The following is a 15,900-nucleotide window of genomic DNA, read 5'->3' as shown; positions in this document are numbered from 1 at the left end:
TTTGAATTGACTGTGCTGAATCCGAAGATTCAATGGTCACTTCGTTTCATTGAAACCTAATTTGATACCGAGGTATCGAATTGGATTATCATCAACGAGTGCCCACACAGATTGATAGGTCTATATTGTTAAAGAGCAACTCTTCTTTGTGATTGACATCACTTCGGAAGAGGCGGCCATTCTAGCGAGATAATTTATTGTGTCAAACACTTTCTTAAAATTATTTCGTTTTTCTTTTCAGCCTTATCAACTTCGCTTAAACCCTTGTGAGGCCTTGCCCTGTCGACGAGGAGGCATTATAGAGATCGCGCTCACATTGGCAAGTGTTATTTTTCAAAAATTGCAAAAATAATGGTTAAACGATGAGTTTTCGATCAAACCTTTATTTATTCAACTTTACCCCAAACTCTCACACAACTTATCCACAGAGTTGTTCTTTGAGACGTGTTTTTCAAGTACCATAAATAAAGAAAGCTGCTTTATTGCAGCTATCTTTATTAAACTTAACCTAAACTCTATTTAAAGAGCATTATGGCTATATGCCAGACCCATCTTGTTCAGAGCCATCATCTTCGTGTAGGCCACATTCTCGCTTTAAACCAAAGAATCGAGTTTCTTCCTCTGACATTCCCGGCTCCCATTTACGAGTGGTATGTGTATCACCAACTGAAAGGTAACCTTCATCCCACAATGGGTGGTATTTAAGGCCGTTTTGTTCTAAGTAGTAATGAACGTCTTTATTAGTCCAATCAATTACTGGTAGAAATTTAAACACACCGTTCTGAATTGATAGAATCGGTAAACCTGCACGAGATTTACTTTGCTCTCGACGCAATCCAGAGAACCACGTTCCAACATTAAGCTCTTTTAACGCTCGACGCATCGGCTCAACTTTATTGAGCTTGTTGTATTTTTCAATTCCCTCTACGCCCTGCTCCCATAATTTTCCATATCGAGCTTCTTGCCAATTCGCACTTTCTTTGGCTCGATAAACTTTTAAATTTAGGTTGAGAGCATCTGTCAGCTCATCGATAAATCGGTACGTCTCAGCAAACAGGTAACCAGTATCGGTTAGAATGACGGGGATGTCCGCTTTGGCGCGAGTAACTAAATGAAGCATAACCGCGGCTTGAATACCAAAACTAGAAGAAACCGCGAACTCGCCTTCTAGATTATCTAAAGCCCACGCAACTCTCTCTTGTGCTGAAAGCTTTTCGAGCTCGACATTAATTTGAGCAAGACGGAGGATTTGCTCCGTCTTTGTTAATGTCAGTAACTCTGTGAGCTCCAGCTTGGATGCTACAGAATCAAGCATGAAAGTCCCTCTTTGATACGAGCACTTCTTGGATAATGCCAGCACGAATAGTGAAATCGCCAAAGGCTTCGCCTTCTTCACGCTCTTTCGACCATCGAGCCACCAGCAGATCAATCTCTTCTAAGATTTGCTTATCCGTGATGTTCTCTTTATACATTTTTGGTACTCGAGTACCGGAACGGTTACCACCTAGGTGCAAGTTGTAACGACCCGGCGCTTTGCCAACTAGACCAATTTCAGCCAACATTGCGCGACCACAACCATTTGGACACCCAGTTACACGCAAAATGATGTTGTCATTTTCTGGTAGGTTGTGCTTCTCCAGAATCCCCTCCACATCAGTAACAAACTGAGGAAGGAAACGTTCAGCTTCTGCCATCGCTAGCGGACAAGTTGGAAAAGCAACACAAGCCATTGAGTTCTTACGCTGTTCACTTACGCCGTCGTCCATTAAGCCATGTTCACGAGCGATCTTTTCAATCTTCGCTTTTTCGTTTTTAGGTACACCCGCAACAATTAGGTTTTGGTTTGCTGTCATGCGGAAATCGCCTTTGTGGATTTTGGCAATTTCAGCAACACCCGTCTTAAGTGGTTTACCTGGAAAGTCTAATAAGCGACCGTTTTCGATGAAAAGCGCTAGATGATATTTACCATCAATTCCTTCTACCCAGCCAATACGGTCACCACGTTCTGTGAATTCATATGGACGGCTTTGCTCAAACTTAACACCAGCACGTTTCTCGACTTCCGCTTTAAAGACATCGCTACCTACACGATCCAATGTGTATTTGGTTTTTGCGTTCTTACGGTTTGAACGGTTACCCCAGTCGCGCTGAGTTGTTACTACAGCTGCGGCAACATCAAGTGTCTTGTCCAGCGGAATAAAGCCAAAGTCGTCAGCGCGGCGCGGATAAGTTGATGTATCGCCATGCGTCATCGCTAAGCCGCCGCCGACCAGGACGTTAAAGCCTACCAGCTTACCGTTATCTGCAATCGCTACGAAGTTGAGATCGTTAGCGTGTACATCTACGTCATTTTGCGGTGGGATAACCACTGTAGTTTTAAACTTACGTGGTAAGTAGTTCTTGCCTAGAATCGGTTCGTCTTCTTCCGTGCTTTCTACTTTTTCACCGTCTAGCCAAATCTCTGCATAAGCGCGCGTCTTTGGTAATAGATGCTCACTGATCTTCTTCGCCCATTCGTAAGCTTCTTGGTGTAACTCTGACTCCACTGGGTTAGTGGTACACAACACGTTACGGTTTACATCACCCGCGGTTGCAATCGAATCAATGCCAATACTGTTGAGCGTTTGATGCATCAACTTAATATTCGGTTTTAATACCCCATGAAACTGGAACGTTTGGCGAGTCGTCAGACGAATACTTCCATATAAAGAGTGCTCCGTTGCGAACTTGTCGATCGCTAACCATTGCGTTGGCGTGATGATGCCTCCAGGCATACGAGCACGAAGCATCACATTATGTAATGGTTCCAGTTTTTGCTTTGTGCGTTCATTACGGATATCACGATCGTCTTGTTGATACATACCGTGGAAACGAATTAACTGGAAGTTGTCGGCAGTAAAGCCACCAGTAATACGGTCCTGTAAATCTTGCTCAATGGTGCCACGTAATAAGTTGCTTTCTCGCTTCAGGCGCTCGTTATCAGATAGCGGCCCTAACTCTTCACCTAATACAACCTGCTTATTATTGTCCGTAGAAAAAGTCATTAGTACACATCCCTCTGATAACGTTTCGCTTTACGTAGGTCATTAATAAATTGTTCTGCATCGTCACGCGGCATCTTGCCTTCTTGTTCAGCAACGATAACCAATGCGTCGTGCACATCTTTTGCCATACGCGTTGCATCACCGCAGACATAGATATAAGCGCCTTCTTGGATCCACTGCCACACTTGAGCTGCGTTTTCTAAGATGCGATGTTGTACGTAAACCTTTTCTACTTGGTCACGACTAAAGGCAACATCCAATCGGCTTAGTACTCCTGACTTGAGATACTTTTGCCATTCCACTTGGTACAAGAAGTCTTGAGTGAACGTGCGATCACCAAAGAACAACCAGTTTTTGCCTTCAGCATCGCGGTTTTCACGCTCCTGAATAAAGCTACGGAATGGTGCGATCCCTGTGCCAGGACCAACCATGATAATTGGAATGCTATCATCTTCCGGCAGTTTGAAGTTGTTGTTATGCTCAACAAATACTTTAACTTCACCCCCCTCTTCGAGACGCTGTGCTAAGAAACTAGACGCACCACCATATCGTTTTTCGTCGTTTTGTTCGTACTCAACCAAAGCAACCGTTAGGTGTACTTCTTCATCGACCTCTTCTTGGCTTGATGCAATAGAGTAAAGGCGTGGAGTAAGGCGACGAAGCAAACCAATCAATTCATCTGCGGTTAACTTGGTTTTCTTTTCTGCCAGTACATCAACGATTTGAGTATTTGCAGAGTACTCGCGAAGCTTATCTTTATCTTCAACTAACTTTTGTAGCTTCTTGCTACCGGATAACTCGGCAAACTTTGTGATGAGCTGTGGGTTAGATGTTGTGATTTCATATTTACTCACAAGAGCACTGTGGATTGACAAGCTTTCACCATCAACGTCAACAGTCTCAACCCCAGACAAACCGACCTTACCAAGAATGGCATTTGCAAGTTCCGAGCTATTTTCAAACCACACACCTAGTGCATCACCTGGCTGATACGTTAAGCCCGAGCCTTCTAAGTCGATTTCTATATGACGAACGTCTTTTCCAGAGTCACGGCCCGTGATTTTTTGACTGGTCAGTAACGTCGCAGTGTACGGATTTTGTTTATTGTAAGGAGAGTGCGCAGTCGCAGCTTGACCCACAGGAAGTTGAACCACATCCGCTTCAGAGCCAGAAGACAGTGTATCTTTTACCTTGTCTAACGCATTCTTACGCCATTCAGTTGCAGGGGCTTCATAATCCACATCGCAATCAAGACGCTCGATAAATGGAGTCGCGCCTAGCTTTGATAGGTAAGTGTCGAAGTCTTTACCGGTCTGACAGAAGAACTCGTAGCTAGAATCTCCCAATGCAATAACACCATATTGCAGGTTTGGCAGCTTAGGAGCCTTCTTCGATTGCAAAAACTCATGTAGCTCAATGGCATTGTCTGGCGCTTCGCCTTCGCCGTTAGTCGATGCCACAATAATGACATGCGTTTCTTTGGCTAAGTTTTTACCTTTGTAATCGCTTGCATCAAAAAGTTCGACTGCAATTCCTTCTGCTTTTGCTTCCTGTTCCAGAGCTTCAGCAACACCTTTAGCATTGCCCGTTTGGGAAGCAAAAATAATACTCAACTTACCTGCTGGCTTCGCTGATACGGCTGCCGTTGCTTGTGCAATTGGCGTTACCGCTGTGTTTGGTTGATTTTGAGCTAATCCCCAAAAATACCCACTGACCCAAGCAAGTTGCTGTGAAGACAACTCAGAGACAGTTTGTTGGAGTGAGCTAATTTGTTGGTCATTCAGAGGGCTTGCGATTGGAGGATTTCCTCCTTGCCCATTATTATCTTCAGACACATTCTTGTGAGAATACTCATTCTTTTGAAAAGACATTATCACGACATCCCTATTCATTGCGTGACGATAGAGTACCCACTCTCCTTAATAACAAGAAAGAATAGAAGTGAATGTTTTATAACTTTTTGGAAGTAAGAACGGCTTACTTTTTGCTCATCGATCTTCAATGCGGACTTGTTGAAAGCCTACTGCCATTGCCGATTTTGACGCAGTATCCAAATCTTCATAAAGACATTCTTCGCCGTGACTGTCCGTTAGAAAAACAAAACCACCGCGCGCATGTCTGAACTCTACAACCCAACCACCCTCTTGGATTGCAGGCTCAATAATCGCTTCGATAAGCTGATTTTCACGGAATAGATGTCTTAGTTCATTTATTGTCATCGCTATCCCTGTTTTAACTTTCACATTGCTCCTAGGTAAGCATGGTCTAAGTCAGCCAAATAGGGAGAAATTTCGATTAGATATAATGAAGTGATATAAAAAAACGCCGCTTATAAAGCGACGTTTTAAGTAAATCGAATATCTAACATGGCTGAGTTTAGAACGCGTATTCCGCACTCACAAAGAAGCCGTTAGCAAAAATAAACTCTTTCCCTAGATCCGACATGAATTTATCGGACTCTAAATCAATCACACGGTAACCTCCACGAAAAGCCAGTCGAGCTTTTTCGAGCGGTACATTGTATTGAACACCTGCCATGAAATCGGTGCTTTTGATACCTTTGTTGTCACCAAAGTTTATCTCACCAATCACATCAAAGTTTGTATCCGGAACTTGAATTTCTGCGTAACCATACCAAGCCCAAATCAGCTCATCAAATTCTTCTACACGCCTGCTTGAGCCAGCATCAATGTATTTAGTGTCACTTAAATTACTAAACGTGAGACCCGCATCAAAGTGCAATAAATCATGCTCTAGAACGTGGTAATACAAGGTTAAATCGAGCTTATCGAACCCCATGTAATCCGCATCAACACTTGAGTAACGAAGGCGCGCATTAGGGACGTATTTAACATCATGTTCAATCGCCGCGTAAAAAGTGCCTGCGGTACTGCTATCTCGTCTCACTTCATTAACTTTAGTGTCGGCAGCCCATACCTCTGCGCCGACTTTTGTCGATACAGAGTACTCTGCAAAAACAGGAAAAGATACTGCCAACGATAATGCCGTTAAAGCGATGTTCGCTTTATTTGTCATGTAGTATTTACTCCGAGATAGCTGATATTCACGTAGAGGACGTGAGAGGAAATATACCATATTCTCACGCCTCTCCATCAACTAAATGATGTTACTCATTATTTATAGCGGGGCTGAGCGACGTAATTCTTGAAGAACCAAATACCCAATGCAATCACGATTAACCATGGTAATAGTTTAAGTACCGCTCCAACCATTCCCAGTAAAAACATCACAACTAACGCAATACCAGTTGCTGCGAATACGGTCATCATTGTGATACCCGTAACCAACAAGGTCGCCGCAAAGACTAAAATAAAGATTAGCTCCAACATAATCACTTCTCCATTTGTTTTCAATAAACAGAGCAGTTTCCATACCAACTTACAGAAACGAAGTTAAGATTATGATTTTTAATAAAAAAACAAAGCCAGAGGCATTTCTGCACTCTGGCTTTATCATTCTTTAGTTGGTAATTTTAGCCATTCACTGGCGAATTTTACACATTCAATTCTTTTGGAATCTTAGCTAGCGCGTCTTGCAATACTTCTAGACCAGAACCTGGTTTGTGCGCATTTTCACTGATATGACGACGCCATTGACGAGCACCGGGCATGCTTTGGAACAAACCTAACATGTGGCGGGTAATATGACCAAGGTACGCACCTTTCGCTAATTGCGCTTCAATGTATGGATACATCTCTTCAACAATTTCGCTGCGTTTCTTCACTGGAGCATTAGAGCCAAACAACTCTTGATCTACCGATGCCAGTAAATATGGGCTTTGGTATGCTTCACGACCAATCATCACACCGTCAAGATGCTGAAGATGTGCTTTTGCTTCTTCTAATGATTTCACGCCACCGTTAATCGCAATCGTTAGGTGTGAGAAGTCTTGCTTCAATTGGTAAGCGCGTGGGTAATCCAATGGTGGGATCTCACGGTTTTCTTTTGGGCTTAGACCACTTAACCATGCTTTACGTGCGTGGATAGTGAACTGCTCACAGCCACCCTTTTCTGAAACAATAGAAACGAAATCCGTTAGGAATTCGTAAGAGTCTTGATCATCAATACCAATGCGAGTCTTGACTGTTACAGGGATATCGACCACGTCTTTCATTGCTGCGACACAATCCGCAACTAACTGCGGTTCAGCCATTAGGCAAGCACCAAATCGACCGTTTTGTACGCGGTCAGATGGACACCCCACATTTAGGTTAATCTCATCGTAGCCACGCTCTTGCGCTAGCTTGGCACACGTAGCCAAATCTGCTGGGTTTGAACCACCAAGTTGAAGGGCTAACGGATGCTCTTCTTCGTTATAAGCCAGGAAATCTCCTTTTCCATGAATGATCGCACCTGTCGTCACCATTTCAGTGTACAACAGGGTTTCTTTGGTCATTAAGCGATGGAAGTAGCGACAATGACGATCAGTCCAATCTAACATTGGGGCAACCGAAAAACGAGAAGGTGAAAAACTCATAATTAAAACCTTAAAAATCAACAATATAGAAATATGTCATATGTATTTTGCAATGACCTATTTCTGCATATTTTGTCCGGTTTTAACTTAAAAAGTCCCTAAAGGGATCAATTTGGGGACTTTTAGGGACACGAAAAGCAGAAATCTTCATGCGAATTTGGGTCGGGGATTATACAGCCAAGGTCACATTTCGCAAAATCTGTACCGCCACCATTGCAAGAGTCTTTGCCACAACCTGACCAGAGGAAATTAATGTGGCAACGATTAGTATTGAAAAAGTAGCAAGTAAACAGGGGACTCGATACAAAGCACGGGTGAGAGAAGCAAGAAATGGCAAACGTCTGTTCGAAAAATCTAAGACATTCGGCAAAAAAGCGGATGCAAGTAAATGGGCAAAGCAGTTAGCTAAAGAGCTACGAGAAGATGGCATCCCCTCACTTGAATCTAGTTCGAAAGAAATTTTGATTGGCGATTTAATCACGCTCTACCTTGAAGATCCCATTACCTCACGAGATCTAGGGCGCTCTAAATCCGCAGTCTTAAGGCGGCTACGTTCTTATGACATCGCGCTTGTTCCCGCACACCTGTTGACAGCTACACACCTAGTGCAACATTGTCGAGTAAGACTTGCAGAGCCAACTGCGCCGACACCACAGACGGTTTATCAGGACATCACTTACTTGCGCAGCGTGATCAACGTGGCTGGGCCAATGTTTGGCTACAACGCTAACGTACACGCACACAACGAAGCAATACCTACCTTAATTAAATATCGCCTCATTGGTCGCAGTGAGAAACGAGATCGACGCCCAACGTCAGTTGAATTGAACTTAGCAGAACAAGGGCTTAGAAAACGAGAAAGTCACCGCGCCTCATCCATACCACTGGTCGATATTTTCCACATGTCACTTTCTACTTGTATGCGCCTTGGAGAAATTACACGGATCAGATGGGAAGACTTTGATGAGAACGCAGGTACAGTAATCATTCGAGACCGTAAAGACCCTCGTAAAAAAAAGGGAAATCACTGCACTATCCCTCTATTCAGTGATGCCATTGAAATCATAAAACGTCAGCCAAAAATTGATTCGTGCATTTTTCCCTACAAATCAACTTCGATTGGTGCTGCTTGGCAGAGAATGTGTCATGAACAAGGTATTGATGACCTCCATTACCATGACTTACGAGCTGAAGGAGCGTGCAGGCTGTTTGAACGAGGACTCAACATCGTTGAAATATCACGTATTACAGGGCATCGCGACATCAACGTTTTGAATAACATTTATCTGCGGTTGAGTGTTGAGGATATTCACCAACGCATCAACTAGCAAACGAGTGGCTCTGTCATGATTGAAGAGCCACATCCATTGTTACATATCGTTACATTTTCAAAGGCATGATTTGTTTTTTGACGAAAAGGAGCGGAATCATGGACTCAAAATTTCTAACTAATTGATAAATAGATCCCATCTAGAAAAACCAATAACCCCATGCACTAATATAAATAAAAGTATTTTACAATCAACAACTTAAAACAAAACACCATCGTATTTACAATCAAATCCAAACCATTACTATCGACTCAAACCAGTTAAAAAAGAGTCCAAAAATGGCAACAATTAGTATCGAGCCACAACATCTCAAATCCGGCATGTCTTACAAGGTCAGAGCAAGATCAGGCAAAAAAGACCCTATTAAATTTTCCATGTCTCGCACATTTAAAAAACAGTCACAAGCTGCGCGATTTGCCAAAAACATCTCAGCGCAATTTAAGGAGAAGGATTTTAGTTTTCTTCATTCAAGGCCTACTGTGCTTGCTGTTAGCGATGCCCTAACCCAATTTCAATCTTATGTGTCAGCGGATGAAGAAATGGCCTCCAAATACAACAAAAATATCTCAACCGTCATTAAGCGTTTTATTAACTCTTCATTAGCAGATCTGCCAATCGATTTGATTACACCTAGGGATATCATTCACTCAATGAGAGAGATTCAGGAAACTTATCAACTTTCACCCTCAACCCTAGGCTTCTATCTAAGCGCACTATCCACGGCGTTTTATGATGCGAACACACTATTAGGATTCAATTTCAATACAGATGCACTGCGAGATGCGAGACCGACGTTAAAAAGGCATGGATTGATAAGCCGGAGTCGTCCTCGCAATCGTGTGTTATCACTAGAGGAATTGACTAAAATTACTGAATACTATGACAAAATGGAATTAAGGGGGCGTTCATCAATCCCGATGATAGATATCATGTGGTTTGCTTTATATGTCTGCCTCCGACAAGGTGAAATTTGTCAGAAGTTAAAATGGCAGGACTACAATGAAACGACACATATCCTGACTGTCGATAAGCGAAAAGATCCAACAGATAATAAAAACAAAATAACTAAAATCACGCTCAATGCTGCCACCATTGCCATCATCAAAAAGATGCCAAAAGGAAGGCCAACTGATCCGATTTTTCCATTCAATCCAAAATCAGTGAGCACGTCATGGACGAAAGCAATGAAAGCGCTCGGTATTGATGGCCTACATTTTCGCGACCTACGAGCAACTGGCTCGTCTGAACTATACAAGCACGGCATGGACCTTTATGGCGTGTCCAAACTCGCAGGGCATAGCTCGGCTGAGATGCAACTCACACATTACCTGCGTAGTATCCCTGTTGTTTTGCCAGAAGATCACATCAAGCTCAATTAGAGATTAATGTTCGCTGTGTCATTGAATGTCAGGAAGTAAAGGTTAGCGATGAAACATATTGAAGATTTAATTTTTGAGGCGAGCCTCTGGACACTGAACTTCCATAATCAATATAAGATTGTTGGTAAGCCGCACCCTGATGCATTGATTTATCGTGGCTTTATTGATTATTACTTGGAGGGTAAACGTGTAAAACTGGTAGTTAATAAAGAGAACTACGACTCTTTCTTGTGCAAGATGCAGCATCACGAAAAAGCGATTGATTTTGCTAAAAATTGCCTAACGATTGATGACAAGGATGTATAAAAATCACTCTAGCAGTCACCTTTGTTCAACTTCAAGACAGTCTCCATAGAAAAAACCATAAAAAACAATATATTGCTGTTTTCAATCTTGTATTAAAAGATATTTAGTTGCATAATTAAATTATATAAGTTTCTGATTTTTATTAAAAACAATGACAAAAAACACTAATCGAGAACACCCAATTGTAAAACTACTGCGTTTGATTCTTTCACTGCTGGCTTTAGCTGTTTTGACATATATAACTCTTGAATTATTTGCTAACAGTTGGTGTCGAGCGGCCTTCGGTACTAGTATTGATGAAAATTCAAGCTGGGAATTGAAAGCTTGCGCTAAGTACTATTGGGATATCGACTTAGAAAATCGAGACGGTTGGTAAATCAACTCTAAAAACCCGATTTCAAGCAACGTTCAAACTGCTTAAAAGAAAAATAAACGGAGATACCCATGTCAGATGATTACATTTCAATAAAAGACCGAATGAAAAGCTTTGCGGTTGGTTTAGGCGTCATGATGGTCATTGCCTTCTTACTTCTGAAGAGCGGTGATTTGATCGGATACCTAGCAGAGTACTACGACTTGTAAGAAAAAGAAGAACAACGAGCCTCCATTAATATGGGGGCTTTTTTATGGAGACGATTTCAACGGGTATGGTCATTAAATGATTGAATTTTCTTTCTTTACTATTTATAGTCCTTTACAGCCCTCTCAGGCTAATGGTGCGTTTGCTGTAAACTGAGATCATTTTTAAGTACTTCATTTAATATTGCTACGACTAGATGCTGGTCATTGGCAAACCAACAAAATCAAACGCGGTGTGTCAAAAAATCCAGCATGATATCGAGGCAGTATGAACGTTAATGCTTATTCTCAATTTTCAGAACTCACTCCAGTACAGTTGCTTTCAGTTTTTAAAGATGAGTATAGAACCATCGCCAAAGACAATCGCACGTTATCTCTTAATCAAGGCTACCAAGCCTTAGCAAAGCACGCACAGTGCAATAGCCTTGAAGCGATGAAGAGTCAGTCGATTATTCTTATTAAAGTCAGCGAATTTATTAACGCGTTGATCGCTTGTGGCTTACCTGTTTCAAAAACCACTAATACCGCAAGGTTTGAAAGGCTACTAAAATGCGATGTGCTTTGCCCGCCTTTGAGCGGAGGCCTTTGTGTCGCAATTACTAATGATGGTTTAGTCCTTGAAACACCTTATCTAAGCAATCCTACTCCGTACATTGCTGGCTCTGAGATTTGTCATTTGCAAATCGATATGGTTGATGGAGCTTGGCTTAGCAATGACGATTGGGTCAGTTTTGTGAACAACTTAGAAGATAATTTGGATTTAGATGATGATATTCAGCAACAAGCTAGTGAACACTGGAGCGAAGTACATGCTGAAGAAAATGAACTAATCCTAGACCCCACTCCCGACTATGAAGAGATGGCGACTTGGTCTGAAGGTCGGTTTAGGCAGTTTGTTCTAAAACACTCTCTATATACACATGTAGATACTGTATACAACTTCTTCGACGAAGAGCGCAAAAGGCAATTAGCTTAACCCTAGAAAAAGGCTTCGTCCCTTAAATAAACGAAGCCTTTCCTGCTATCCTAGATAAATACCCTAAGAAACATCTTGATAACGGGTACCTCGTTTACGATTACTTCACCCCACTCAACATATAGAAGATAACCCGCGCAAATTGTTTTGTTCTGGTCAGGCAATAACGTTTTAGATCAGGTAATTATTGCCTGTCCCCTCAACAATCCTTGTCATCTTTTCTGGTGGTTTTATTTTTGATTTAAAGCTGAAAATAAGAAAGCACTGCGACGATGGTTAGTGGAACCCTTCAACAAAAGTTTCTGCGAAGCGTTTTAACCGCTCGGCAATACGAGGAATAATAGTCCGGCGGGATCGGAACGTCATTTTCTCTGTGGTCAGCTTGGCAATATCATCCGATTTGAGGTCGTCGACTTTCAAACCTTGCTCGATATCAAGAATAATTTCTTTAAACTTATTGCCATCAAGCTTTTCTTCCTCGGCGAGTTGACGCATTTCTTTTTGTTTCTGCTCTTCGATGTACTCATCAAACTCAGCACCTTGCACTAAGCCTTGCATGCTCTTCTCGATAAAACCTTCGATGAGAGAACGTTTACTGTACAGAGTTGGCTCAGTAGCTAGCAAGTTAGCGATAACTTGACGCTTCTTCTTTTTCGCTTCTTCACAAGACTCTTCGAACATTGTCATCAACAAGTGACGAATGTAACCAACGTTGACTTCATCTCGTTGGAGCAGTTCAAGCTCAAAGTCGATGTCCGCTAGGATAGATTCTTTATCCGCAGGGCCTTTCTTTAGATCTCGGGCTAAATCGCTGTACTTAGAGGCGTAGTCGACGAACTCTTGCTCAGAAATGCCAAGCGTTTCAATGTCGAAGTCGCTGAATGTCTCTAGTTGGTTCTTTAAGCGCATCAAGATGCGGAACTGCTTAATAAAACCTGCTTGCATGTCTTCGTCAGGCAGGTCATCGACACTTTGCACATCAGGAGTAATTGCTTTCAACGCTTCAAGTGCTTTCGTGAAGTCCTCAGTCAAACCGTTAAGGTCTGGAACTTCTATATGCTCTGTAGGCTTCTTATTCGAAAATAGCGTAAACGCCTCGTCTGCTTGCGGTTTGAGGTTGCGGTAACACATAACGTTGCCATGCGACTTCACCGTGCCATTTAAGCGGTTAGTACGGGAGAACGCTTGTACTAAGCCGTGGTACTTAAGGTTTTTGTCGACATAGATGGTATTCAATCCGGGAGCATCAAAACCCGTAAGGAACATATTCACTACTAGAAGGATATCTACTTCGCCGTTCTTAGTGCGGTTAGAGAGATCTTTGTAGTAGTTGTAGAAGCTGTCGGTATCTTTGGTCGAATAGCTCGTACCAAACTGCTGGTTGTAGTCTTCGATGTAAGCGTCCAACTTGTCTCGGCTATGCACTTTGGCGTTCGCTTCTGCCAACCCTTTAACATTGACCTCGCCTTCGAACTCTTCTTCCTCATTCACTCCGTAGCTAAAGATGGTGCCGATGTTGAGCTTATGCCTGCCCTCTTCTTTGAGCGCTTTGAAAGTATCGTAGTAGGTGATGAGATCAGGCACGCTTGCCACACACAGCATGGCGTTAAACTTACGTTTCGTCTTATGACCGTGGATACCAATGATGTGCTCACACACTTGTTTAATGCGCTCGGGAGAGCTAAAAAACTCGGCAACATCGATGCTGCTGACATCGACATCCATGCCATTATTTTTATGTTTCAGCTTGCCATAATACTCAATAGCAAATGGCAGCACGTTATCATCTTTGATGGCATCAACAATCACATAGCTGTGAAGACGCTCACCAAATAGATCCTTGGTAGTCCTTTTCTGCGTCCCTTTGCCTTCCACTTTTTTAGCTGTGGCATTTTTGGCAAAGATCGGTGTTCCGGTAAAGCCAAATAGTTGCGCTTTCTCGAAGAAATCTACGATGTTTTGGTGCGTTTCACCAAACTGGCTGCGATGGCATTCATCAAAGATAAAGACCACACGTTCTTGGCGTAAATGTTCCACCTGCGCTTTAAATCGAGGCTTGGTAATGAGGTTATTCAGCTTTTGAATCGTGGTGATAGTCAACTTGTTAATACGATTGACTTTGTTGCTGTAAATCGGCGCATACTCAGCCACTTGTGACAATGCTTCACCATCATTGGCGCCATTGCCTGCCGTAGTCGCCACTTTCTTCGGCACGGGTCGAGAACCGAGGAACTGATTCAGAAGACTTTTGGTGTCGCCTGTACTGTCGACACTGCCTCTTAAAAACGCATCAAATTCTTTGGCGGTTTGATAATCGAGGTCTTTACGGTCAACCACAAATACCACTCTGTCGACCTCTTCCAATGTAGAGAGGATCTGAGCCGTTTTAAAACTCGTCAGCGTTTTGCCACTGCCCGTGGTGTGCCAAATGTAACCGTGATTATTGTTTGTTTTAACCTGATTAACGATCGCTTCTACCGCATAGAATTGATAGGGGCGAAGCACCATCAAAAACTTTCCTGACTCGTTTTGTACAATGTAACGACTCAGCATTTTTGTCAGGTGAGGTTGATTTAAGAAAGCGTTCGTAAATTGAGGCAGTGCGTTAATCTTGTTGTTTTCAACATCCGTCCAGTGGAAGGTCTGCTTGAATGAAAGCTCACGGTTATTCGAGAAATATTTGGTGTTGACGCCATTAGAGATAACAAACAACTGCACGTAATTGAACAGCCCACCTTGAGCACCATAAGTATGCTTGTCGTAACGTTTGATCTGGTTAAAGGCTTCCGCCAGCTCAATACCTCGGCGTTTGAGTTCAATTTGAATCAGCGGTAAACCATTCACCAAAATGGTTACATCGTAGCGATTCTCGTACGTACCTTGAATGGTGATCTGGTTGGTGACTTGGAAGCGGTTCTTGTTTGCTTCATCAAATAGCAATGTAAGGTAATCTGTGGTGCCATCTTCACGAGTGACATCAACCTTGCCTTTCAGGCGTTTGGATTTATCAAAGATATTGCCCTTTTCAAGCTTGATGAGCACACTTTCAAACTCACGTTCGGTGAGCGTTACGCCATTGGCTTTCTCAAGCTGAGTTTTGAGGTTCGCTTTTAGCGCTTCCGCATTACCAATATCGACAGGTTTGAAATCAGCCGAAACAAGCTGGTCGATTAGCTCTTTTTCAAGTTGTGCTTCTGATTGTGTGCTCATAGTTCTTCTTTTTATAAATCCAACTGACGGTTCTAACTACACGAACATTTGTTGTAACAAGCCCTTTTTCCATTCTTTGGCTTTTTCCAACTCTGAAGTAGCTAGACTGATCTTCTGTTCAAGAGCGGATAAAAAACAAACAATTTTGTCTTGTTCAACCTTTGTTGGGTATGGCATTGATATTTCAGAGAAATACCTGTAGCTGATAATCTTGCCATCACGGATACCTTCGAGACGCTTTTGCATTTCTACAATGAATGGATAGGTCTTCAAATAATATTTGTAAAAGTAGTCAGATATATCGATCTTGGGTCTTAGAATTACATATGCTGGGCTACAAATCCCTGTATATTCAGAATACTCTATGCCCCCCTGAAAACTACGAAGAGAGATGATAAAGTCTCCTTTCTCTACTACTTTGTATGATGCAACAGATGTATCAGCTACAGAAATGTTGTAATCAATTAGATTCCGAGGGATGGCACCTTGATTCTGTGTAATGGCTATGTTCCCTTTAACTGTTGTTATACTTAAAGTAGGCAACGATTGGAGGGAACTCCTATGCTTCAGTCACAGT

General features: G+C 42.4%; 14 protein-coding genes. 5 read left to right on the top strand and 9 right to left on the bottom strand.

The features are described from left to right. Positions 1-535 precede the first annotated feature (535 nt). The 7 genes from R7035_RS24240 to dusA form a co-directional block, all read right to left on the bottom strand. Complete coding sequence (locus R7035_RS24240) at positions 536-1,315, bottom strand: phosphoadenylyl-sulfate reductase (protein ID WP_132937331.1); 780 nt, start codon at positions 1,313-1,315, stop codon at positions 536-538. After that, positions 1,308-3,044: an assimilatory sulfite reductase (NADPH) hemoprotein subunit gene (gene cysI / locus R7035_RS24235; RefSeq protein ID WP_053350737.1), complete on the bottom strand. Its 1,737-nt coding sequence runs from the start codon at positions 3,042-3,044 to the stop codon at positions 1,308-1,310. Before cysI ends, R7035_RS24240 begins: the two co-directional genes overlap by 8 nt. Then, positions 3,044-4,915, bottom strand: a complete 1,872-nt coding sequence (locus R7035_RS24230; protein ID WP_213904141.1) for an assimilatory sulfite reductase (NADPH) flavoprotein subunit — start codon at positions 4,913-4,915, stop codon at positions 3,044-3,046. The genes cysI and R7035_RS24230 overlap by 1 nt, the downstream gene beginning before the upstream one ends. A gap of 117 nt (positions 4,916-5,032) precedes the next feature. Continuing rightward, positions 5,033-5,263, bottom strand: coding sequence for a hypothetical protein (locus tag R7035_RS24225; RefSeq protein ID WP_005381264.1), 231 nt, complete (start codon positions 5,261-5,263; stop codon positions 5,033-5,035). A gap of 157 nt (positions 5,264-5,420) precedes the next feature. Then, a complete protein-coding gene (locus tag R7035_RS24220) occupies positions 5,421-6,080 on the bottom strand; it encodes a TIGR04219 family outer membrane beta-barrel protein (RefSeq protein WP_005381265.1) in 660 nt (219 codons plus the stop codon). A 98-nt stretch (positions 6,081-6,178) separates the two neighbouring features. Then, on the bottom strand, positions 6,179-6,394 hold the full coding sequence (gene pspG, locus R7035_RS24215) for an envelope stress response protein PspG (RefSeq protein WP_005381266.1): 216 nt from the start codon (positions 6,392-6,394) through the stop codon (positions 6,179-6,181). Between the two features lie 164 nt (positions 6,395-6,558). Then, positions 6,559-7,542 (bottom strand): tRNA dihydrouridine(20/20a) synthase DusA, encoded by a 984-nt coding sequence (gene dusA / locus R7035_RS24210; protein WP_250654351.1) that lies wholly within the window; start codon positions 7,540-7,542, stop codon positions 6,559-6,561. A 254-nt stretch (positions 7,543-7,796) separates the two neighbouring features. Here dusA and R7035_RS24205 point away from each other — a divergent pair, with 254 nt between their 5' ends. The 5 genes from R7035_RS24205 (at position 7,797) to R7035_RS24185 (ending at position 12,113) form a co-directional block, all read left to right on the top strand. Beyond that, on the top strand, positions 7,797-8,870 hold the full coding sequence (locus R7035_RS24205) for a site-specific integrase (protein WP_318146304.1): 1,074 nt from the start codon (positions 7,797-7,799) through the stop codon (positions 8,868-8,870). A 281-nt stretch (positions 8,871-9,151) separates the two neighbouring features. After that, positions 9,152-10,252 carry a tyrosine-type recombinase/integrase gene (locus R7035_RS24200; protein ID WP_250654349.1) on the top strand — a complete coding sequence of 367 codons (1,101 nt, stop codon included), beginning with the start codon at positions 9,152-9,154 and terminating at the stop codon, positions 10,250-10,252. A 48-nt stretch (positions 10,253-10,300) separates the two neighbouring features. After that, on the top strand, positions 10,301-10,558 hold the full coding sequence (locus R7035_RS24195; protein WP_250654348.1) for a hypothetical protein: 258 nt from the start codon (positions 10,301-10,303) through the stop codon (positions 10,556-10,558). A gap of 444 nt (positions 10,559-11,002) precedes the next feature. After that, positions 11,003-11,140, top strand: coding sequence for a hypothetical protein (locus tag R7035_RS24190; protein WP_158005881.1), 138 nt, complete (start codon positions 11,003-11,005; stop codon positions 11,138-11,140). 265 nt (positions 11,141-11,405) lie between these two features. Then, entirely contained in the window at positions 11,406-12,113 is a 708-nt protein-coding gene (locus tag R7035_RS24185; protein ID WP_065765546.1) for a hypothetical protein, read from the top strand. Positions 12,114-12,389: 276 nt separating this feature from the next. On the opposite strand, the gene R7035_RS24180 is transcribed toward R7035_RS24185, so the two are convergent. Further along, a complete protein-coding gene (locus R7035_RS24180; RefSeq protein ID WP_065765545.1) occupies positions 12,390-15,323 on the bottom strand; it encodes a type I restriction endonuclease subunit R in 2,934 nt (977 codons plus the stop codon). A gap of 36 nt (positions 15,324-15,359) precedes the next feature. Then, on the bottom strand, positions 15,360-15,866 hold the full coding sequence (locus tag R7035_RS24175; RefSeq protein WP_318146303.1) for a restriction endonuclease subunit S: 507 nt from the start codon (positions 15,864-15,866) through the stop codon (positions 15,360-15,362). Positions 15,867-15,900: the final 34 nt, after the last annotated feature.

The organism is Vibrio sp. 1731, from assembly GCF_033339955.1.
Taxonomy (GTDB): domain Bacteria; phylum Pseudomonadota; class Gammaproteobacteria; order Enterobacterales; family Vibrionaceae; genus Vibrio; species Vibrio alginolyticus.
The sequence above is the reverse complement of the archived record's forward strand: the minus strand, read 5'-3'. Positions and strand labels throughout refer to the sequence as shown.